Raw genomic sequence first — 20,740 nt, forward strand, 5'->3', positions numbered from 1 at the left:
GTAAGGCGTTGGCAAAGTGGCGCGCGCCCGCGCGCCGACCAGCGAACAGCAGTCGAGGTGGCACGGATGGCGATGTGGGACCGGATCAAGGACCAGGCCAAGGGTCTGCAGCAGTCGCAGGGGACGCGGAGCTCCGGCGGCCACGGACGGCCGGGTTCTGGATCCGGCGGGGGATCGAAGGCTCAGCTCGTGGGTGTGCTCAAGACCCAGCTCGCCTCGCTCAAGACGGAGCTCAAGAGCGGCGCCTACCGTGACGCCAGCATGGCCATGTGCGCCCTGGTCGCGGCCGCGGACGGGTCGGTCGACCCGGCCGAGCGCCAGCACGTCGAGTCACTGATCGTGCAGAACGACGTTCTGCAGAACTTCCCGCCGGACCAGCTGCGTCAGCGGTTCAACAAGCACGTCGACCAGCTGGCGGTCAACTTCCAGCAGGGCAAGACCGAGGCCATGCAGGAGATCGCCAAGGCCGCCAAGAAGCCGATGGAGGCCAAGGCGGTCGTGCAGACGGGCTTCGTCGTCGCCGGCGCCGACGGGTACATCGCCCCGGCCGAGGAGCAGGTCCTGCGGGAAGCGTGCGCGGCGCTCGGCGTGTCACCGCAGGAGTTCGGTCTCTGACCGGTTCGCGGTGAGGGCGGCCCGCCCGCCGCAGGGGTTACGCCGCCTCGACCGCGTCCAGCGCCGGGGCGATCATCTCGAAGGCCCGGTCGAGCAGCTCGGCCGGGTCCTCGGCGCCGTCGCTGCCGCTCCACCGCTGCAGCACGGCGTCGAACGCCGTCAGGGCCATCCCCGCGGCCAGCCGCGGATACAGGTCGGTCTCGGGGGCGCGCCCGGTGCGGCGCCCCATCTCCGCCGTCAGATCGCCGCGCCACTGCTCCTGCCGCTCCAGGAAGCGGGCCAGCAGGGCCGGGGTCCGCAGGATCAGCTGCACCACGCTCAGCGCGCGCTCGAAGTGGTCGGAGCAGGCGGCGAGAGGAACCTTGACGGCGTGCAGCAGCGCCACCGAGGGGCGCTCCCCGGCGGGGCGGTCCGCCAGCTCCCCGCGCATACCGGCGCCCATGTCGGCGAGGAACTGGACGACCACGTCCTCCTTGGACGCGAAGTACCGGAAGAACGTGCGCCGGGACACGCCTGCGGTGGTCACGATCTCGTCGATGGTGACCGCGTCGTACCCCTTCCGTGCCAGCAACTGCAGCGCGGACTCGGTCAGTTCGTCCGAGACGAGCCGGCGCTTGCGCTCGGCCATGCTCAGGGGAGGGCGGGAAGTCACCACGTCATCGTACCTCTCGGGCGTTCGAATGCCCTCTATGGCGCCCAAGCGCCGCCATGGCATCCCATGCCACTTCTGGCAGGGTATGCGGCATGGCGGCACGTGAGTCCGTGAGCCGGTGGACCGGTGGGCCCGTCAGAGCTTGCGCCAGCGGGCGTTCGCCCACGAGAACAGACCGAAGGCGGCGAGGCCGACCGCGATCAGCGCGAGCAGCCAGGGCCCGGCGGCGGTGTCGGCGAAGGAGCGCAGGGTGTTGTCGATGCCCTTGGCCTCGCCCGGCTTGTGGCGCAGTGCGGCCGCGATGGCGAAGCCGCCCGCGACGGCGAACACCACGCCTCGCGTCGTGCCGCCCGCGATGCCGACGAGGTCGACGCCCCGGCGCACCTGCCGGGACATCTCGCCCATGCGCAGCCGGTCGTGGAACTTGCGCAGCAGAGCGCGGCCGGCGATCCAGAGCCCCGCCACGATGACGCCCGCGCCCGCGGCGGCGACGATCCACTTCCCGGCGGGCCAGTCGAGCACCTTCGCCGTGGCGTCCTGCGTCTGCCGGTCGCTGGAGCCGCTGCCGCTGCCCTTGTCGCCCGCGGCGTAGGCGAGGATGGAGTACGCGACGAAGGTGTAGAAGAGGAAGCGCGCGCCCGCCAGCGCCCGCTTGCGCGCGGTGTCGCCGTCCGGCCCCGCCTGCCCGAAGAAGACCTCGGAGAGCCGCCACAGCGCCATGCCCGCGAGGGCGATGCCGAGCAGCCACAGGAGTACGTTCCCGAACGGCTTCTCCGCGAGCTCCGCCAGGGCGCCGCCGCGGTCGGCCTGGCGCCCGCCGCCGTCGGAGAAGGCGATGCGCAGGGCCAGCGCACCGACGAGGAGATACAGCACGCCGCGCCCGATGAACCCGGCACGTGCCACCGCAGCTACGCCACGCCCCTTGGCCGCCCGCCGTGCCTTGCTCTTGCCGCGTGTCGCGGCCGACGGGAGACGCATGTCGGGGAGACGTATGGAGGGAAGATGCATGCCCTCCGAATGCCCAGGTCGCCCCGACTCATGCCCTGGACCGCATCAGCGGAAGCCGCTTCGGGCGCCGGCCCGCGTGCAGGGGACCGGCGCGCCGGCCGGGATCGTGAAGACGCGGTCGAGGGAGGTGATGCGCAGCAGCCGTCGGTTGCGCGGGCTGCCGGGCACGAGCCACAAGGTGCCACGGTCGAGGATCACTTGGTTCCGGATGCGCACCAGCAGCCGCAGGCCGCCGGCGTCCATGAACGTCACTCCCCGGAGGTCCGCGACGACCCGCGGGCCGGCCCGGTCGAGGAGTGCCGTGACGCGGGGGGAGAGCTCCTGGTCGGCCCAGGCGTCCAGCTCGCCCCAAAACGCAAGGACATCAGTGCCGTTCACCACGCGGTGACGCAGGCCGAAGGTGAAGTCGGCGGTGCCCGTATCCCAGTCCAGCAGTGTCTCTTTCCCTTCACGGAGAGTAGCCATGGTGGCGATGGCGTGGCGTGCGATGACCGGCGCCGGACGCCATCGAGTCCTGGGCGGCACCGAGGTCACGAGTCAATCGTTCCCGCTCAGAGCCGTTCTTACCCTCATAGGACGATAGGATTAGCAAGCGGGGGAAACTGATGGAGCGTCAAATCAATGACTACGGAGAGTAGTCATCGTGGTGGGTTTACTTATGGAGTCGCGCGGAAGGCCCGGCGGTAGCCGCCAGGTGTCGTCCCCAGGGCCCGCAGGAAGCGCCTGCGGAGATTGGTCGCCGAGGAGAGTCCGGCGCGCCGGGCCACCGCGTCGAGCGGGAGATCGGTGGACTCCAGCAACTCTCGCGCGGCGCCGACGCGTTGGCTCAGCAGCCACTGACCGGGGCTGACGCCCAGCTGATCGGCGAAACGGCGGGCCAGCGTGCGCACCGAGACACCGGCGTGCGCGGCCAGCTCCTCGACGCCGACCGGCTCGGCGAGGCGCTCCGAAGCCCACGCGAGGAGCGGCGCCAGCGAACCGTCGAACTGCGCGGGGTGCGGGGGCGCCGCGTACTGCAGCTGTCCGCCCTCCCGATGGGGTGGCATCACCATGTTCCGCGCGACGTGCGCGGCGTACCGGGCGCCCTGGTCGGTGCGGACCAGGTGCAGGCACAGGTCGATGCCCGCGCCGGACCCCGCGCTGGTGGCCACGTCCCCGTGATCCACGTAGAGCACGTCGGGGTCGAGCCGGACGGCCGGGAAGCGCGCGGCCAGTTCGTCCGCGAGGGCCCAGTGCGTGGTCGCGCGCCGGCCGTCGAGGAGTCCCGCGTGTGCCAGCGCGAAGGCGCCCGAGCAGATGCTGACGATCCGCGCCCCGCGGCCGTGCGCGCCGCGCAGCGCACGCAGCACGGCGGGGGAGGGGGTCTCGGCGGTGGGCTGCCAGCCGGGGACGACCACGGTGTCGGCCCGTTCGAGCGCGCCCAGGCCGTCGGTCACGACCATGTCGTACCCGGCGCGCGTGCCCACAGGGCCGGGGCGCTCGGCGCACACCCCGAACGAGTACCGCCTTGCGATCCCGCGCCGCTCGATGCCGAACACCTCGGCCGCACAGGCGAGTTCGAACGTCGACTGCGGAGCGTGCACGAGTGCGACGACATGATGCATGGCAGAAAAATACCTCGCCATGACTATCCAGACACTCGGCGGGACGGTGACGGCCGGGAAGGCTGGTGCCATGACGACAGAACAGAACTCCGCACCGAATACCGCACCGAACGCGACGCCCGGCTACGTCTGGTCGGCGGTGCACGACGCCCCCACCCGCGAACTCTTCCCCGGCATCCGCCTGCGCCCCCTGTGGAAGGGCGGCAACGGCGCGAGCGCCCAGGTCCTGGAGATGGACCCGCACTCCTGCTGGCAGGGCATCGACGTGCACGAGCCGGGCCCCGAGGAGGTATACGTCGTCTCCGGGGTCTTCAACGACGGTGAACGCGACTACCCCGCGGGCTCGTTCATCCACGCGCCCGCCGGTTCCTCGCACATACCGCAGACGACCACCGGCTGCACACTCTTCGTCTTCTACCCTGAGGGGTAGCCCAGGCCGGCTGAGCCGCGGTCCCGCTCCACCGGGAGCCACAGCTCGGCGTCCGCCACGGACTTGTCCGGCGACAGCCGCGTGCGCAGAATCTCGGGGCCGGGACGGCTGCGGTACGGATTCGACGGAAACCACTCCATGAAGACGTCCCGCCACAGGTGCTGGATGGCCTCCGGGACGGGGCCCGACGCCGAGAACACCGCCCACGTCCCGGCCGGGACGGGCAGTACGGCCGCGCCCTCGGGAGCGGCCGCGGACGTGATCACCCCGTGGTAGTAGTCGAGTTCGGTGCCCTCGGCGCGGCTCGGGTCCAGGTCGTCGCAGACGGCGAGGATGCCCCGCGGCTCGTGGTCCGACAGCTTCTCCAGAAGCTCCACGTCCGCCGCCGGGATCCCGCGAACGAAGTCGACGATCGCCTGGTTGGGACCCGAGTGCACCAGCGGCACCCGGGTCTTCCGGCCGACGACGGTGAAGGCCGCCTTGTCCACCACGCGATAGCGGATGTCGCCGCTCCCCTCGATGGTGAGGCGGAAGGTCATCCGGGACTGGGAGCTGAGCGTCGCTCCGGTGCGCCGGGCCTCGCCGGGCCCGATGCCGTGCATGGCGCGGAACGCCCGGGCGAACGCCTCGCCCGAGCCATAGCCGTACCGCACCGCGATCTCCAGCAGCGTGTCCCGCCCCGCGAGCACCTCGGCGCCCGCGAGGGTGAGTCGCCTGCGCCTGATGTACTCCGCCAGCGGCATGCCCGCGAGAGCGGAGAACATCCGGCGCAGGTGGTACTCCGAAGTGGCCGCGATACGGGCCGTCTCCGCCACGTCGACGGTCTCGCCGAGGTGGCGCTCGACGTACTCCATGGCTTCGTTGAGCCGCTCCAGCACTCCCGGTTCTCCTTCCTCTGTCAGCGCACGAGATCCGGGGGCAGCTCCACCCAGCGTCGCGGCAGGGTGTCGTCCACGGCGGGCCGGGCGTCGGTGACGCGGAGCCCGGCCGCCGCACAGGCGTAGGCGAGATCGTGCGCGTCGTACGGGACGCCGTGGCCCGACCGCCAGAACCGGAAGTGCCAGTGCGCGGCCGGTTCGGTCTCGTCCGGGGAGAGGCCGATCTCCTCGTGCTGCACGAGGCGGCCGTCCCTGGCCAGTGTGCCGTGGGTGCCGCCCTTGGGGTTGAAGTACAGCCCATAGACGGTCGTCCCCGCCGATATCGCGCGCAGCACGCCGTCGTCGCTCGGCATGTACCCGTCCTGCGTGATGACGCAGCCGCCGGGGGTGCCGGGCAACTCGGCCACCCCGACGAAGCGGAGGGACGTGTCGTAGTCGTTCTCGTCGAACGGGGCGTGTTCCACGGGGACTTCGGGGCAGCGCGCCGGGTCCCCGCCCAGCCGTCGGACGACTTCCTCGGCGTCCAGGTCGCGCACGAAGGCGATACCGAGCCCTTCCGTCCACAGCTGCGGATCGTCGAAGGCCTCGATGAGCGCGTCCGCGGCGCGGAAGGCGGCCAGTTCCTCGGGCTGCAGGGCCACCGCCCCCGGCAGGCCGGCGACGAGCGGGGCGAGCGGCGTCGTCAGCAGCAGTCGGCCCGGCGACCAGGGGCCGGTCTGCGGGGTCCAGACATCCGCGCCGGCTTGGATCAGCGCACGGATGCTGCCCTCGTCGCCGGTGCAGGCGGCGTGCCACAGCGCGGTGTGCCCCTCCTCGTCGGGCGCGTCGATCCGCTCGACGTGTGGCAGCAGCGCGGCCACGGATTCGGCGCTGCCCCGCTCCGCCGCCAGGTGCAGGGGAGTGGAGCCCGACCATACGACGGCGTCGGCGGGCGCACCGCCCTCCAGTCGGGTCCGGATCAGCGCGGCGTCGTCCCAGTCCTCGTAGGCCATGCGCTCCCAGTCGCTCCGTGGCACATACCGCTGCTCCGCCTCCTCCCGCTCGCGCAGCACGCCGCGCTCGTGCGCGGACATCGACCTGGCGAGGAAGTCGGGCGGCCCGCCATGCCGGGCGACGGTGATGAACTCGGGACCCGTGTCCGGAGGCGTCGGCAGGTCCGGCCACACCTCGACGGCGTGCGCGGACGCGGCGCGCAGGGCGGCGGCGTCGACCGGCGTGGCCGTCTCCGGAATGTGCTCGTCCGGCCACTCCACCACCAGCCGCGTCTCGCCGGGCGGGGGCAGCTCCGGCAGATACAGGTCGACGCAGGTCCTGAACAAGGAGTCGCCCGGGCCACCGGGGTCCAGCGGGATCAGCCCGGTCGGCACGGTCCGCGACGCGTACGCCCGCAGCTCCGGCGGTCCGACCACCGGCACGGTCTCCTCGCTCGTCGCGTCGAGCGAGGTCACCCGCCGACCGTCACCGAGCAGCAGCCCCACCCGCAGCCCGGACTGCCGCCGGTCCCCGCCGCTGTGCCGGTGGACCGGCCGGTGCACGGTGAGGTGCAAGGTGACCGAGCCCGGCCACACGGACCAGCCGGTCACCATCACCTTGGCCTCCGGCCCCTCACCGGCCACCGCGAGCTGCGGCACCGGCGCCGGCTCGAACCAGTCGACCGGCGGCCGGTCCCGGGCCGCGTCCTCCCCAGGAGGACCCAGCCTGACCACCTCGCCCCGCGGCTCGGCCGGTTCCGCGGGCTGCACCAAGTCGTCGAAGAATCCCATGCCTTCATGCTGTCAGGAGGGTCTGACAACAGAGGCGGCGCTCTTGTCGCGGCTGCGCTCCGCGCAGTCGAGCAGCGTCGGAAGCGCCCGTTCCAGCTTGTCGACGCCGTGCGCGTACGGCAGCCGCAGCCGGTCCCGGAAGCCGTCCACGGCGGAGAACGCGGAACCCGGCACGACGGCCACCCCCTGGCGCCGCGCCAACTGCGCCAGCGCCTCCGTGTCGACACCCGGCACCCGGACCCACAGGGCGGGACCGCCGGCCGGCCGGTCCCACTCCCAGTGCGGGGCACGGGCCGCCAACAACTTCTCCGCGCCCGCCAGCCGGTCGCGCAGCACCGCGCGGCGCGTCGCCCGCGCCTGCGGCAGCCCGGCCAGCAGCCGCACCGCCACCAGCTGGTCCACCACCGAACACGACAGGTCCACCGATGTCTTGATCTTCGCGAGATGCGCGACGATGTGCGGCGACGACCGCACCCAGCCCACCCGCACCCCACCCCAGAACAGCTTCGACAGCGTCCCCACCGTGATCGTGGACGCCATCGGGAGCCGCGCCGCCAACGGCACCGGAGCCCCGTCGCCCGCCAGGCCGAGCTCCGCACACGCGGTGTCCTCGACGGTGAACAGATCACGCTCGCCGAGCGCCGACGCCCACTCCCGCAGCGCCGCGCCGTCCAGACTGCGGCCCGTCGGATTGTGCACGGCCGGCTGTAGATAGACGAGCCGCGGCCGCACCGTCGCGCCCAGGCGCCGCAACGCCGCGGCGTCGGAGCCGTCACCGCCCGCCCCGGGCCGGTCGCCGCCGACCGGGACGAGCCGCGCGCCGCGCGACCGCAGCGCCTCCAGAGCCCCCCGGTACGTGGGGTTCTCCACCACGACGGTGTCGCCCGGGTCGACGAAGGCCTGCGCGACCAGCCACACGGCCTGCTGCGAACCGGAGGTGACGAGGATCTGCTCCGGTTCCGTGGGCACCCCCGCCTCGCGGTAGTACGCCGCGATGCCCTCACGCAACTCCGGCAGACCGTGCGGCAGATAGCCGTCGCCCCGCAACATCGGGGCGAGATCCTCCGCCGACAGCGCACCGACCGCGTCGCCCACCGCGCCGAGCCCGTCCAGCGCACCACTGGAGAGATCGGCCCCGCTCGTACGCGCGTCGAAGCTCGCGAGCCGCCCCTCACCCGCGTGCCGCTCCGGCGAACCCGAGCCGCGCAGCCGCGAACCGCTGCCGCGACGGCTCTCCAGCCAGCCCGCGTCCTCCAGGAGGCTGTACGCGGCGGTCACCGTGGAACGGCTCACCCCCAGGACACCGGCCAGTTCACGCTGGGACGGCAGAGTCGTGCCGGGCGCCACGTCCGCCCGCTCGGCCAACTCCCGCAGAGCATCCGCGAGACGCCGCGGCAGCGGCCCCGCCCCCTCGGACGACCAACCGGTGAGCAGCCGTGACAATCGGGCCGTCGGGATCTTCGCCATGCCCTCATCTTCGCCTACCCGCAGGCCAATCCGGCCCCACTGGTCGTTGTCACCGACCGGGACCGGCCACAGGATCAGCACCACTGGGCACATGAAGGAGAGTGAAGGACATGGCGACCGTGGTCCTCGTCGGAACGCTGGACACCAAGGGCGAGGAGTACGCCTGGTTGCGCGAACGGCTCCGCGAGTACGGCAGCGACGTCCTGCTGGTCGACGTCGGCGTGCTCCCGCCGCCCGCCCAGACACCCACGCCCGACATATCGGCCGAGACGGTGGCGCGCGCCGCCGGGCACGATCTCGCCGGTCTGCGGGTCGCGGGCGACCGCGGCGCGGCGGTCGCCGCCATGGCCGAAGGACTGACCCGGGTCGTCCTCGACCTGTACCGGCAGGGACGGCTCCACGCGGTGCTCGCGGCGGGCGGCAGCGGTGGCTCGGCGATCGCCGCGCAGGCCATGCGGGCCCTGCCCATCGGCGTACCGAAGGTGCTGGTCAGCACCATGGCGGGCGGTGACGTGGCACCGTACGTCGACAGCAGCGACCTCACGATGATGTACAGCGTCGTCGACGTCTCCGGCATCAACTCCGTCTCGCGCCACGTCCTCGGCAACGCGGCGGCCGCCGCGGCCGGCATGGCGCGCCGGCAGGAACGCAACCTGGAGGAGCTGGCGGGCCCCCGGCGCAAGGTCGTCGCCGCCACCATGTTCGGCGTGACGACACCCGCCGTCGACGCGGCCCGCACCCGCCTCACCGAACTCGGCTACGAGGTCCTCGTCTTCCACGCCACGGGCGCGGGCGGCCGCGCCGTGGAGAAGCTCGCCGCCGACGGTCTCCTCGACGGCGTGCTCGACCTGACCACCACCGAACTCGCCGACGAACTCGTCGGGGGAGTGCTCAGCGCGGGCCCCGACCGGCTCACCGCCGCGGGCGCCGCGGCCATCCCCCAGGTCGTCGCGCCCGGCGCCCTCGACATGGTCAACTTCGGCCCCGAGGCGAGCATCCCGGAACGCTTCGCCGGACGACGGTTCCTGGTCCACAACCCGACGGTCACGCTGATGCGGACGACCGCGCGGGAGATGGCCGCCCTGGGCGCCATGCTCGGCCACAAGCTCGCCGCGGCCCGCGGGCCCGCCGAACTCTTCTGGCCCCTGCGCGGACTCTCGGCCGTGGACATGACGGACGCCCCCTTCGCCGACCCGGTCGCCGACATGACGGGCCTCGACGCCCTGCGCGCCACCGTGTGCGGCAGCGGTGTACGCCTGCACGAGGTCGACGCCCACATCAACGACGCGTCCTTCGCGGTCGCGATGGCCGACCGCCTGCACCAGCTGATCGGCGAACGCGCCGCCGTACCGGCCGGCCGCTGACCCACCCTTTCCAGGAGCACCCCATGAACCGCAAGGAAGCACTCGCACGCCTGCACACCCAGATCGCCGACGGCCGGCCCGTCATCGGAGCGGGCGCCGGCACCGGCCTGTCCGCCAAGTGCGCGGAGGAGGGCGGCGTCGACCTGCTCATCATCTACAACTCCGGCCGCTACCGGATGGCGGGCCGCGGCTCCCTCGCCGGACTCCTGCCGTACGGCGACGCGAACGAGATCGTCGTCGACATGGCGCGCGAGGTACTGCCCGTCGTCCGGGACACCCCGGTCCTCGCGGGCGTGTGCGGCACCGACCCCTTCCGCCGCATGGGCCTCTTCCTCGACCAGCTGAAGGCCATGGGCTTCGCCGGCGTGCAGAACTTCCCCACGGTCGGCCTTTACGACGGCACGTTCCGGGTCAACCTCGAAGAGACCGGCATGGGATACGGCCTGGAGATCGACATGGTCCGCGCCGCCCACGAACGCGACCTGCTCACCGCGCCCTACGTCTTCGACCCGGAGCAGGCCGCGGAGATGGCGAGGGCGGGCGCCGACGTCCTCGTCCCGCACGTCGGCCTGACCACGAAGGGCTCCATCGGCGCGGGCACCGCGATGACGCTCGACCAGGCGGCGGCCGCCGTCCAGGAGATGCACGACGCCGCCAAGCGCGTGAACCCCGACGCCCTCGTGCTCTGCCACGGCGGCCCCATCGCCGAGCCCGAGGACGCGCGCTACATCCTCGAACACACCACCGGCATCGTCGGCTTCTTCGGCGCCTCGTCGATCGAACGGCTGCCCACGGAGCGGGCCGTCGTCGAGCAGACGCGGGCGTTCAAGTCCCTGAGGCCGTGAACCCCGCGCTCGCCGCAGGACCGCCCCCGCTACCGCCTTCACCAGAGGCGGGCGCCCCGTCGGGCCAGGTAGCGGTAAGGGCTGATGTCCGAGCCGTAGTGGCGCCGGGCCCGGATCTCCAGGTGGAGGTGGGGCCCGGTGGCACGGCCCGTGCTGCCGCTGCTCCCGAGCCGCGTCCCGGCGCGGACCCGGGCACCCTTGCGCACCCGGATGCTGGAGAGGTGGGCGTAGAGCGCGTAGTGCCCGTCCGGCATCCGGACGGTGACCGCGTTGCCGTACGCCCCCGACCAGCGGGCCAGCACGACCACTCCGGCGCCCACCGCGTACACGGCGGTGCCGCGCGGTACCGCGAGGTCGACCCCGGTGTGGTGACCGGCGAGCCATTTGCCGCGCTTCCCGTACCGGGTGGTGACCCGGTAGCGGCGGCGCAGCGGGAGGGTGAACCGCCGCCGGGGGCCGGCCTCGGCGAGACCTCGGTCGTCGTCCTCCGGGAACTCCGCGTCGGCCTCGGCGAGGGCCTCCTCGAACTCGGCGTCGTAGGTGGCCGGGCAGGAGCCGTCGGGCTCCAGTCCGGCCCGTGGCGCGGCCGCCCCCGAGGAGAGGGCGCCGCCTGCCAACAGCACCGCGGCCATGCCCAGTGCGTCACGTCGCGTGGTGCCCGCTTCACGCGGGCTGTCTATGTCGTAACCCATTGCAGAAAGGAGACCGTCCGTGGCGAGAGAGCGCACGTCGGCTGCGCCATCCGGGGGAAACCCCCATAACCGACCGGACTAGTGGTCAGTACGAACAGATATTGGACGCCCTCCGAACACCGGTACGACAATTTCAGCGCGCATCAAGGGGGTTGTGCTTCGCATGACGACGTCAACACAGTCCACTCCGCCGGTAAGGCACTTGCTGGAATCGGGGTGGAACGCCTCGGTGAACGGCGGTGGGGCGCCCCGGACATGGGACAGAACGCCGTCGTCGGCCCCGGGGCCTTCCTGACGGGGTCACTTCGCGGACGGCCGCGGGAAGGATCGGATGCACTCCATGGAGGCGGCGGACACCACGGCCATACTCGACCGGGCACGCGGGACGGCCGAAGTGCTCTCCCGCGGCTCGGCCGAGGTCGACCGCGGCAGGATCGCCCCGCACCGCGGCTACCGGCTGATCCGTGAGGCCGGCTTCCTCGCTCTCCTCGTTCCCCGGGAGTTCGGCGGCGAGGGCCTGTCGTTCCTGGACTACACCAAGGTCCTGGAGACGCTGGCCACCGGTGACGGAGCGACCGCCCTCGGCTTCCACACGCACAACGCGGCCATCGGCTCGCTGTGCGAGACGGGCGGGTCCCCGCTTCCCGCCGCGGCCGACCGGTTCCGCACCTGGCTCTTCGGCGAAGTCGTCGAGCACGGCCGGATGTTCGCCTCGGCCACGACGGAGACGGGAACCGGCGCCGAACTCCGCCACATTCGCGCCACCTACCGCGACACGGGCGACGACTACATCCTGAAAGGCGCCAGGTCCTGTGTGCCACTCGCCGGTATCGCCGACCACTACGTGGTCGCGGCCCGCGAGGAAGGCGCCGCCATAGCCGATGAGGTGTCGCATTTCGTGGTGTCCAAGGACGACCCCGGCGTCTCCTTCGCCGCCGCTGGGGACGCCGCCGCACCGCCCGGCACCCGGACCGCGACCATGACGATGAGCGAAGTGGCCGTTCCCAGGCAGCGGTTGTTCCTCGGTGAGGAAGGGCTCGCCCTTTTCAAGCTGGTCAGGGAACCGCACTGGACGGTGTCCGGCTGCCTGGGCGCGTATTTGGGAATCGCGGAGTCCATCCTCAGGCTGACCGTCCGTTTCCTCCGGTCGCAGGAGCACCGCCGCTCCTCACCCGTCCTCCAGGCGGACGTCGGCCGGCTCGCCGTCGACCTCAGGGCCGCACGGGCGCTGGTCTACTCCGCCGCCCGGCTGGTCGACGAGGAGAAGGGCAGCCCGGAGGCACACACGGCGGTGCACGCGGCGAAGTACTGCATCGGCGAACTCGCTCCCCGGCTCGCCCTGGGTGCCGTCCGGATCTGCGGCGCCGACGCGCTGACCGGCCCGGGGCCCATGGAGCGGCTGCTGCGCGAAGCGACCTTCTGCTCGGTGCTGCCCGCCGGACCCGAGGCGTGCCTGGAGTACGTGGGCAAGTCGACGCTCGGCTTCAACATGCTCGACACCCGGACATTCGACTGGTAGGCGGTGCCGGACGTCGACCGTGTCCGCCCGGCGTCAGGCGTCGGCGGTGTCCCGGCACTCCACATGGCCCCAGCCGTGCGCGTTCTTGGCGATCTTCTCACCGGCGGCGTACGGCTTCTGGCAGTGGCAGCGGCCGGGGTACTTGGCCTTGATCACCGCGCTTGAGGCCGACTTCTTCGCGCGGGTGGCGGCCTTCCTGGGCGTGCGGTCCGCGGGGGCGGCGGTCATGCGCTCCGGGCGCGGCTCGGGGATCTCGCGGTCGCCGTGGGCGGTGCCCGCGGGCCGCTGGGTCGTCGCGGCGTCGCTGGCCGCGACATCGGCGATCGCATTGAGGTGATCGCCGCCGACCTGGTGGGCGGCCACGTGCCGGAACGTCACCGCACGGCCCTGCAGCAGCGCGTCGATGCGTACGACGAGGTCCTTGTTGGCGACCGGCTTCTTCGCTGCGGTCTGCCATCCGTTGCGCTTCCAGGACGCGATCCACTTGGTGACCGCGTTCATCGCGTACTGACTGTCCATCCGCACTTCGAGCGGCCGCGCCGGGTCGGTGGCCTCCAACAGCTCGGCCAGCGCGGTCAGTTCGGCCACGTTGTTCGTGGCGTGGCCGAGCGGGCCCGCCTCCCAGCGCTGCGGGCGGCCCTCGGCGTCGGCGACCACCCAGGCCCAGGCGGCGGGCCCGGGATTCTTCTTCGCCGCTCCGTCACACGCGGCAATGATCAAGTCAGACATTCCTCGATGATTTCATCGATCCGCCGCTCAGCTTCCCCCGGGCCCCGCGTTCTGCCCCGTGGCGTTCGCGCCGCCGAGCCCCTGGGCGAATCCCTGCTCCGCGGCCGCACGCTCCCGTGCCCCGCGCTCGCCCGCACCGCCCCTGCGCCGCAGGACGAACAGGCACAGCCCGATCACGGCCGCGAACACGACCACCATGGAAACGACGAAGATCATAAGCCCCCTTTGTCCGGCGGAACCGCCTCGCGGGCCCGCCCCCGAACCGTATCGATCCGCACGCGGCCGCGGGTGCGTCGAGATGCTCCTGATCGTCCGACTCCGCACGCATCGCCCGGAATTGGGGGTGACCACCCGAACCGCACCCCTCGTCGCACAGCAGCTGAAGCCGGATGGGCGCGGCGGGCGGGAGATGCGGATACGGTGCTGACGTGATGATCGAGAGGGAGGGGCCGATGCCTGGAACCGTGCTGCTCGTCGCGGCTGCCCCGGTGGGCAAGGGGCGCCTGGTGGACGCGGCCTCCGTACTTCCCGTCCTCGCGGCGGTGCCCCCGGAGACCCTCGCCGGTACGCCGACCGCGAGCATCGTGGAACTGGCGGACCCGCTGGACCCGCAGACGGTACTGACCCGGCTGCGGGCGGCCGCCATGGCGCCGGGACCGCTGACGATCTACCTCGTCGGGCAGGTCCACCTCGACCGGCGCCAGCGGCAGTTGCACCTCGCGCTCGCCAGGACCACCACGGCGACGGTGCGCTACACCGGTTTTCCGTGGCACTGGATCGCCCAGGAGCTGCGGCTGCGCCCGGTGGGCAGCACCACGGTCCTCGCCGACCTGCACACCGACCCGGAGAGCTGGCAGGCGCTCACCGAGCGGCCCCTCGACGCGGGACCCGGCGTCGCGTTCTACGGCCGCGTCGCGCCGCCCGCCAGACGCCGTACGCCCGCGACCCCCGCGTACATGAAGGCCCTCGCGACGGTCCTCCGCAGCGGCCACCGCCCCCCGCTGCCCCAGCTCCACCAGCAGGCCGCCCTGAGCCTCGGCGAGAACGCCCCGGACCTGCTGCCGGTCCACGACCCCGGCACGCCGCCCACCGCCCCACCCGAGCCGCAGCCCGCGACGCCCGCCGACGCCTCCATGGACCCGCACGCGGCGATCACCGCCGCCGTCGAGGCGGGCCGGCACGGCGAGGCGGCGGCCCTGGCGGCGTCCTGGGAGCAGAGCGCGCTGCGCATGCACGGGCCGGGCTCGAAGGAGACCATCCACTGGATGGAGGTACGGGCCGACCTGGCGCGGTTCGCCGGGGACCCGGCGCGCAGCTGCGAGACCTGGCTCGCGGTGGCGTCGGCCCGTCTCGCGGCGGGCCAGGCGCCGGACTCCCCGGAGGTGGAAGCGGCGGCAGACCGCGCCCACCACCTCTGGGACCGTGTGCGGGACCCCGAGGCGGTCCGCGCACTGGGCCCCGGCCTGGTCGCCCTGCGCCGCCGGGTGCCCGGCCGCCAACGCGGCACCCTGCAGCTCGCACAGCGGCGGCTTGAGCAGTTCCACACGCAGCAGGTCGGCTGACCGCACGTCGGCCGATCGCCCCGAGCCGACCACGCCGGACGGCTCGGGGCTCCTCGGTCTCAGCGCTCCGTGCCGAACGCCTGCGTCCACCACGGGCCGCCGGACGCGTTGTGGATGCCCACGCCCAGCTCCTTGAAGTCGCAGTTGAGGATGTTGGCGCGGTGGCCGGGGCTCTTCATCCACGAGTCCATCACCGACGCCGGGGTCTGCTGCCCGCGGGCGATGTTCTCGCCGTACGTGCTCCAGCGGTAGCCGGCCGCGCTGATGCGGTCGCCGGGGTCGGTGCCGTCCGGGCTCTGGTGGTCGAAGTAGTCGCGGGCCGCCATGTCGGACGAGTGCTTGGCGGCCGCCGTGGCGAGCTTGCCGTTGGACCGGACCGGGCCGCAGCCCGCCTTGGCCCGCTCGGTGTTCACGAGCGCGACGACCTGCTCGGCGGTGCCGCTCGGCTGCGGCGGGGCCGTGTCGGGCGCCTCGGGCTTGGGCTTCGGCTTCGGCTTGGCCGAGGTGCGGGTCGGGGAGGGGTCGGCCTTCTTATTCTTCTTCGTCCTGCTCGGGGACGGCTTGGCGCTGGGGGACGCCGAGCGCGTGGGGGAGGCCGAGGGGGAGGCGCTCTTCGAGGCCGGGGGAAGGGTGGGTGAGGCGGGGGCGGCGGCGGTGGCCGGCGCGCTCTCGTCCGTGTCCGGTCCGGTGAGGAGGTGCACCGCGGTGCCGCCGATGCCGAGCGCGACGACCGCGGCGGCCACACCGGTCGTACGACGGCGGCGTCTGGCGCGGTCACGGCGGGCCCGCGTCCTGGCGGAGACCGGGGCGGCCGTCCCGTGGGCGGTCACGGCGGAGGCCGAGCCGACCTCGACGAGGTCCGGCGCCACGACCAGGCTCCCGAGCGCGGCGCCCACCGGCACGAGGCCGAGCCCCACCAGCAGCCCCTCGGCGGGCACCAGGTTGGACCAGTGGCCCGCACAGGCCGAGCAGTCGCGGGCATGGCGGGCCAGCCGCTTGCGCCACAGCGCCGACGGCACCCCGTCCCAGCCGGCGGTGATCTGCCGCAGCCCCGCACAAGGAGGGCCGGCCGACAGGGCGCGGACGACGACGCGGGCCGTCTCCAGCTGGGCCTTCATGCGCTGCACCCGTACCGCCGTGTGCTGCGGCGACAGCTCAAGCGCCGCGGCGACCTCCGCCCGGGTGAGCTCGCCCGCGGACTCCAGCCACCACAGCGACAGCAGGGCACGGTCGTCCTCGTCCAGCCAACGGGTCGCCTCGGCGGTCTCCCGCCGCTGCCCGGAGAGGCCGAGCCGGGTGATGGTCAGATCCACGAAGTCCGCGCCCGGGTCCACCACGTCGTACGCGTCCGCGAGACCACCGCCGGCGGGTATCGCCCCCGACGCGCGCTCGCGCCAGTGGCCGCGTATCTGGTTCATGGTGATGGCCACCAGCCAGCTGCGGAAGTTCTCCGGGCCGCGCAGCCCGTCCAGGCCGCCGAGGACCCGGAGCATGGTCTCCTGCACCACGTCGTCCACGTCCGCGTGGCCGTTCAGGGCCCGCCCGACGATGTTGTAGACCAGCGGCAGATACTCCGCCACCAGCGCGTCCTGCGCCTGCTGGTTCCCGTCCCGCGCTGCCCTGATCATCGTGACTTGGCGTTCGCTGCTCACGCTGTGTCCACTCTCTGTGTGGGGGGCTGACTCCTCCGACACAGGGGAGACGCCCCGCGCCCACCTCGATAACAGAAACACTCGGGTGAGATTTCGTGGGCAGGGACACGATGCCAGGCCCGCTGCCCCGGGTCAGGAGCCGGCCGACACCGGTGAGTCCGTCCTGTCGGCCACCGACTCCCGCGTCGCGGACTCCGGTATGGGCCGGTCCTGGCGCAGCGCGTTCCAGACCTGGTGCGACGCCTTGTCCAGCGGCAGGACCCGGCCCGCGTCCCGGGCGTCGTAGGTGACCGGCATGGTCACCATGTGGGTGCGGTCCGGGCTGATGCCCTTCAGTTCCTTGGCAAGGCCGAGCAGCTTGTCCGCGGAGGCCAGGTCGGAGTCGGCGCTGATGGTCTTGGTCGCGGTGTCGGCCAGGTCGTAGGACTTGGCGGGGTCGCCGAGCGGATCGACGGTTTCGGCGCGGTGGATCAGGGCCTTGATGAACGCCTGCTGGAGCTGGATGCGGCCGAGATCGCTGCCGTCACCCACGCCGTGCCGGGTGCGGACCAGCGCCAGCGCCTCCTCGCCCTTCAGCGTGTGCTTGCCTGCGGTCAGCGAGAGACCGCTGTTGTGGTCCTTGATGGCCTCGCGGGTGGTGATGTCGACACCGCCGAGCTCGTCGATGAGCTTCTGGAACCCCTTGAAGTCGACTTCGAGGTAGTGGTTCATGCGCAGGCCCGACATCTTCTCGACCGTCTTCACGGTGCAGGCGGGGCCGCCCACCTGGTAGGACGAGTTGAACATGGCCTGCTGGGCGCCCGCGGCGCCGCCGCCGTGGGACTGCGCGCACTGCGGCCGCTCGACCATGGTGTCGCGCGGAATGCTGACGACCGAGGCCTTCTTGTGGGTCTTGTCGACGTGCAGGACCATCGCCGTGTCGGCCCGTGCACCGCTCACACCGCTGCCGTACCGGCCGTGGGTGCCGGCGCGCGAGTCGGATCCGAGCAGCAGGATGTTCATCGACCCGTCGCGCTGCTCGGCGGGCCTGTCCTTGCCGAGGGCCGCGTTCACGTCGGTGCCCCGGATGTTGCCGTTGAGGTGCTGCCAGGCGTAGGCCACGCCCCCGCCGCCGATCAGGACCGCGCCCAGGGCGCCCCACGCGACGTACCGCAGGGCCTTCTTCCGGGGCCGGCGCCGATGGCCGTTCCCGCTCTCGTGCGGCATGCGCTGCCTCTCTTCGCGAACCGAGGACTCAGTGACCGTTGACTCAGTGGACGGAGGACTCAGTAGGCGGAGTCGACGTTGTCGATGGAGCCGTACTTGTCGGCGGCGTAGTTGGCGGCAGCGGTGATGTTGGCGACCGGGTCGGTCAGGTTGTTCGGCGTGCCCGCGACGTGGTAGGCGTCGAAGGTGGGCTGGATCACCTGGAGCAGACCCTTGGAGGGGGTGCCGTTCTGGGCGTTGACGTCCCAGCCGTTCTGCGCGTTCGGGTCGCCGGCGGACTCGCGCATGATGTTGCGGTGCAGACCCTCGTAGCTGCCGGGGATGCCCTTGGACTTCATGATGTCCAGGGACTCGCGGATCCAGCCGTCGAGGTTCTCGGGGTACTTCTTGTCGCCCGCGGCCTGCGGCGCGGACGCGGGCGCCTTGGCCGGCTCGGCGGCCTGGGCGGGGGAGGGGACCAGCGTGAGGGCCGCGGCGGCGGCACCGGCGGTGGCGAGGCCGGCGAGGGAGAACTTGCGGGTGCGGGCGGTACGGGTCATCGACATGCGGGAGTGAACTCCTGGGTGGGGACGTGAGGGGCGCCGGACCGGAGCGGGCGACTGTGCCGGGTGGTCGGGGCGTCCCGAAGACTCAGCCAGAGTTAGCGACGCTCGGGGAGGCGCGCAATCATGTGACGTACTACCCGGTTACGAAGAGGCCCCCGCTCGGAGCGCCCGCGGGGACGTCCCGGCCCCGCCGGACGCCCCCGGGCGGCTACTACCGCCTTTAGCATGTGACGTGTCCCCTATGAGTGGCCTCACAGCCACCGGCCCCCGGAAGTGGGCTGGGTCACCCGTGACAGCGCGCCTCAGCCCCCGGTCGTCCCCCGGCCCGCCGTCATCGAGCGGTACATGCCGATCGAGTCGTGCGTGGCGGTGTCGGCGAAGCCGAACTTCTCGTACAGGAAGCGCGCCGGGCCGTCCGCGATCAGTGAGACATACGCGGTCGCGGGCGCGCGGCGCTCCAGCTCCTCGGTGAGCGCGGCCATGATGCGCTTGCCGAGCCCCTGCCCCTGATGTGCGGGGTGTACGCAGATGTCGACGAGCTGGAACGCCGTGCCGCCGTCGCCGACGATCCGCCCCATGCCGACGGGCTCACCCTCGTGGTGGAGCACCACGCCGTACCAGGTGTTCGGCAGGGCGAGCGCAACGGCTTCGGGCGCCCTGTCGGAGAGCCCGGCGTCGGTGCGCAGACGGCGGAAGGTCTCGACGGACGGCACTCCCGCACGCAGTTCGTAAGGTGTACGCGGCTCGTAAGGGTCACTGATGACGGTCATGCATTACATGCTAGCGGGAGTCGCGAGGTCAGCGTCGCTGGAAGGTGACCTCGGGGTTGCCCGGCGTCGGCCCGTCGAGGAGCGGCTGCGGGATGCCGCGCAGCTGCTGCTCGTAGAACGCCCCTATGTACGCCCGGGTGATCTGCTCGGAACGCTCACCGGACAGCGGCACCTTCGGGTCGACCACACCGGCCTGCCCCATCAGCACGGGCGCGTCGGTGAAGGTGAAGTGCCCGGAGCCCGCGACGGTCAGCCAGCGCTTCCAGCCGTCCAGGCCCTGCCAGGTCTCGTCCCAGTTCTTGCCGTCCTCGATCCCCGGCGTGTGCTGCTCCTCGGTGCCCAGCATCAGGAAGGGGCGTCCGTCGATCCCGGCGGGCCCGGTGTGGAAACTGCCGTCCATGTTCATGCCCGCCCGCACCCGGCGGTCGTTCGTCATGGTGGCGAGCGCGGACGCCCCGCCGATGGAGTGCCCGCCCGCGCCGATCCGATCGGGGTCGATCATGCGGGCGTGCCGCCAGGCGGCCTTGTGCCCGGTCAGCCGGTCGATGACGTACGAGAGATCCTTGGCCCGCCCTGCTGTGACGGCCTTGCCCCGGCCGGGCTTGTCGGCGACGGTGCAGGCCTCACAGGTGAGCACGCGCCCGCCGGGGAAGGCCGTACCGGTGGACTCGTAGGCGTGGTCGACGGTGGCCACGACGAAGCCACGGCTGGCCAGGTCCTCGGCGAGGTGGGTCAGGGTGGCGCGGGGAGCGCTGAAGCCGGGGGAGAGCACGATCAGGGGGAACCGCCCCGGCGCGGGCCGTGCTCCGGCGCGCGCGAAGGTGCGGGTGGTGCTGTACGCGGCGGGGGAGACCTGCTTGTCCAGGTTCCACCACTCCAGCATCAGCCTGGCCTCCTCCTCCGATGTGTAGGAGGTGCGATGTCCGCCGCTCCGGCCGGGGTAGTACACGGACACCATCAGCTCCCGCGCGCCCGCCGAGGGCACCCAGGGGTCGGGGCGGCTCTTGTCGACGAGATGCAGGATGTCGCGTCCGACCGCGAACGGGCCGGTGGGGCGAGGAAGGCGCAGCGGTGCCGTCGCCGTGTCGCTCACCGAGGGGGCACCGGTGCCACCGGAGCGTTCGGTGCCGTCGTTGCCGCCGCGCCCGTCGGCGAAGGCGGTCGCCCCGCCCGCGAGAGGCAGCACGAGAGCGAGGGCGAGAGTGGTGACAAGGGCGCGTCGATGCAGGGTGGTTCGGGTTCTCGTCATGGCAAGAAAGGCTAGGCCAGGGGGAATTGGGCCGCGTCGGCCTCCGGTAGCACGCGCGGGCAGACTCTGGAGGTACGTGGCGGGCGGCGAGGTCAGCTCCCGGTATGACCCGCGCCACCGCCACCGCCACCGCTACCGCCGCCACGTCGCGTGGTCGCACTCCCACCACTCCCCGGCACCCCCTCGTGAT

Annotated in this window: 21 protein-coding genes; 6 read left to right on the top strand and 15 right to left on the bottom strand. The window is 72.5% G+C overall.

Annotated features, from left to right (window positions below; all coding sequences use genetic code 11):
* The first annotated feature begins 66 nt into the window (after positions 1-66).
* Positions 67-615, top strand: coding sequence for a TerB family tellurite resistance protein (locus AB0H82_RS09590; RefSeq protein WP_362990588.1), 549 nt, complete (start codon positions 67-69; stop codon positions 613-615).
* Positions 616-652: 37 nt separating this feature from the next.
* Here the strand turns inward: AB0H82_RS09590 and AB0H82_RS09595 are convergent, their stop codons facing one another.
* The 4 genes from AB0H82_RS09595 to AB0H82_RS09610 all read right to left on the bottom strand — a co-directional run bounded on the left by AB0H82_RS09595 (position 653) and on the right by AB0H82_RS09610 (position 3,879).
* On the bottom strand, positions 653-1,243 hold the full coding sequence (locus tag AB0H82_RS09595) for a TetR family transcriptional regulator (protein ID WP_362990789.1): 591 nt from the start codon (positions 1,241-1,243) through the stop codon (positions 653-655).
* Between the two features lie 159 nt (positions 1,244-1,402).
* The gene (locus AB0H82_RS09600) at positions 1,403-2,245 is read right to left on the bottom strand and encodes a DUF1206 domain-containing protein (RefSeq protein WP_362990791.1); all 843 of its coding nucleotides are present in this window, start codon (positions 2,243-2,245) and stop codon (positions 1,403-1,405) included.
* A gap of 75 nt (positions 2,246-2,320) precedes the next feature.
* Positions 2,321-2,740 (bottom strand): STAS domain-containing protein, encoded by a 420-nt coding sequence (locus tag AB0H82_RS09605; protein WP_362990590.1) that lies wholly within the window; start codon positions 2,738-2,740, stop codon positions 2,321-2,323.
* A 191-nt stretch (positions 2,741-2,931) separates the two neighbouring features.
* Positions 2,932-3,879, bottom strand: a complete 948-nt coding sequence (locus AB0H82_RS09610; RefSeq protein ID WP_362990592.1) for a helix-turn-helix domain-containing protein — start codon at positions 3,877-3,879, stop codon at positions 2,932-2,934.
* Positions 3,880-3,949: 70 nt separating this feature from the next.
* Here AB0H82_RS09610 and AB0H82_RS09615 point away from each other — a divergent pair, with 70 nt between their 5' ends.
* Positions 3,950-4,309, top strand: coding sequence for a cupin domain-containing protein (locus AB0H82_RS09615; protein WP_362990793.1), 360 nt, complete (start codon positions 3,950-3,952; stop codon positions 4,307-4,309).
* On the opposite strand, the gene AB0H82_RS09620 is transcribed toward AB0H82_RS09615, so the two are convergent.
* The 3 genes from AB0H82_RS09620 to AB0H82_RS09630 are packed head-to-tail and all read right to left on the bottom strand — an operon-like array spanning position 4,294 to position 8,417.
* Positions 4,294-5,187 carry an AraC family transcriptional regulator gene (locus tag AB0H82_RS09620; protein WP_362990594.1) on the bottom strand — a complete coding sequence of 298 codons (894 nt, stop codon included), beginning with the start codon at positions 5,185-5,187 and terminating at the stop codon, positions 4,294-4,296. The genes AB0H82_RS09615 and AB0H82_RS09620 overlap by 16 nt on opposite strands.
* Positions 5,188-5,207: 20 nt before the next feature.
* Complete coding sequence (locus tag AB0H82_RS09625) at positions 5,208-6,950, bottom strand: ankyrin repeat domain-containing protein (RefSeq protein WP_362990596.1); 1,743 nt, start codon at positions 6,948-6,950, stop codon at positions 5,208-5,210.
* 12 nt (positions 6,951-6,962) lie between these two features.
* Positions 6,963-8,417, bottom strand: a complete 1,455-nt coding sequence (locus AB0H82_RS09630) for a PLP-dependent aminotransferase family protein (RefSeq protein ID WP_362990598.1) — start codon at positions 8,415-8,417, stop codon at positions 6,963-6,965.
* 110 nt (positions 8,418-8,527) lie between these two features.
* Here AB0H82_RS09630 and AB0H82_RS09635 point away from each other — a divergent pair, with 110 nt between their 5' ends.
* Positions 8,528-9,781, top strand: a complete 1,254-nt coding sequence (locus tag AB0H82_RS09635) for a Tm-1-like ATP-binding domain-containing protein (RefSeq protein WP_362990600.1) — start codon at positions 8,528-8,530, stop codon at positions 9,779-9,781.
* Between the two features lie 23 nt (positions 9,782-9,804).
* Positions 9,805-10,626: a phosphoenolpyruvate hydrolase family protein gene (locus tag AB0H82_RS09640; protein ID WP_362990602.1), complete on the top strand. Its 822-nt coding sequence runs from the start codon at positions 9,805-9,807 to the stop codon at positions 10,624-10,626.
* 38 nt (positions 10,627-10,664) lie between these two features.
* On the opposite strand, the gene AB0H82_RS09645 is transcribed toward AB0H82_RS09640, so the two are convergent.
* Positions 10,665-11,318 (bottom strand): M23 family metallopeptidase, encoded by a 654-nt coding sequence (locus tag AB0H82_RS09645; RefSeq protein WP_362990604.1) that lies wholly within the window; start codon positions 11,316-11,318, stop codon positions 10,665-10,667.
* A gap of 331 nt (positions 11,319-11,649) precedes the next feature.
* Here AB0H82_RS09645 and AB0H82_RS09650 point away from each other — a divergent pair, with 331 nt between their 5' ends.
* Positions 11,650-12,837 (top strand): acyl-CoA dehydrogenase family protein, encoded by a 1,188-nt coding sequence (locus AB0H82_RS09650; RefSeq protein ID WP_362990606.1) that lies wholly within the window; start codon positions 11,650-11,652, stop codon positions 12,835-12,837.
* A gap of 33 nt (positions 12,838-12,870) precedes the next feature.
* Here the strand turns inward: AB0H82_RS09650 and AB0H82_RS09655 are convergent, their stop codons facing one another.
* A complete protein-coding gene (locus tag AB0H82_RS09655; RefSeq protein ID WP_362990608.1) occupies positions 12,871-13,566 on the bottom strand; it encodes a ribonuclease H in 696 nt (231 codons plus the stop codon).
* A 27-nt stretch (positions 13,567-13,593) separates the two neighbouring features.
* Positions 13,594-13,782, bottom strand: coding sequence for a hypothetical protein (locus AB0H82_RS09660; RefSeq protein WP_362990610.1), 189 nt, complete (start codon positions 13,780-13,782; stop codon positions 13,594-13,596).
* 236 nt (positions 13,783-14,018) lie between these two features.
* On the opposite strand from AB0H82_RS09660, the gene AB0H82_RS09665 reads away from it, so the two are divergent.
* A complete protein-coding gene (locus AB0H82_RS09665) occupies positions 14,019-15,128 on the top strand; it encodes a hypothetical protein (protein ID WP_362990612.1) in 1,110 nt (369 codons plus the stop codon).
* A gap of 59 nt (positions 15,129-15,187) precedes the next feature.
* On the opposite strand, the gene AB0H82_RS09670 is transcribed toward AB0H82_RS09665, so the two are convergent.
* The 5 genes from AB0H82_RS09670 to AB0H82_RS09690 form a co-directional block, all read right to left on the bottom strand.
* Positions 15,188-16,756, bottom strand: coding sequence for a sigma-70 family RNA polymerase sigma factor (locus AB0H82_RS09670; RefSeq protein ID WP_362990795.1), 1,569 nt, complete (start codon positions 16,754-16,756; stop codon positions 15,188-15,190).
* Positions 16,757-16,912: 156 nt separating this feature from the next.
* On the bottom strand, positions 16,913-17,986 hold the full coding sequence (locus AB0H82_RS09675) for an LCP family protein (protein ID WP_362990614.1): 1,074 nt from the start codon (positions 17,984-17,986) through the stop codon (positions 16,913-16,915).
* Between the two features lie 59 nt (positions 17,987-18,045).
* The gene (locus tag AB0H82_RS09680; RefSeq protein ID WP_362990616.1) at positions 18,046-18,531 is read right to left on the bottom strand and encodes a transglycosylase SLT domain-containing protein; all 486 of its coding nucleotides are present in this window, start codon (positions 18,529-18,531) and stop codon (positions 18,046-18,048) included.
* Positions 18,532-18,833: 302 nt separating this feature from the next.
* Positions 18,834-19,301 carry a GNAT family N-acetyltransferase gene (locus AB0H82_RS09685; protein ID WP_362990618.1) on the bottom strand — a complete coding sequence of 156 codons (468 nt, stop codon included), beginning with the start codon at positions 19,299-19,301 and terminating at the stop codon, positions 18,834-18,836.
* A 28-nt stretch (positions 19,302-19,329) separates the two neighbouring features.
* Complete coding sequence (locus AB0H82_RS09690) at positions 19,330-20,550, bottom strand: alpha/beta hydrolase (protein WP_362990620.1); 1,221 nt, start codon at positions 20,548-20,550, stop codon at positions 19,330-19,332.
* Positions 20,551-20,740: the final 190 nt, after the last annotated feature.

The sequence above is a fragment of the Streptomyces sp. NPDC050732 genome (genome assembly GCF_040654255.1).
Lineage (GTDB): Bacteria > Actinomycetota > Actinomycetes > Streptomycetales > Streptomycetaceae > Streptomyces.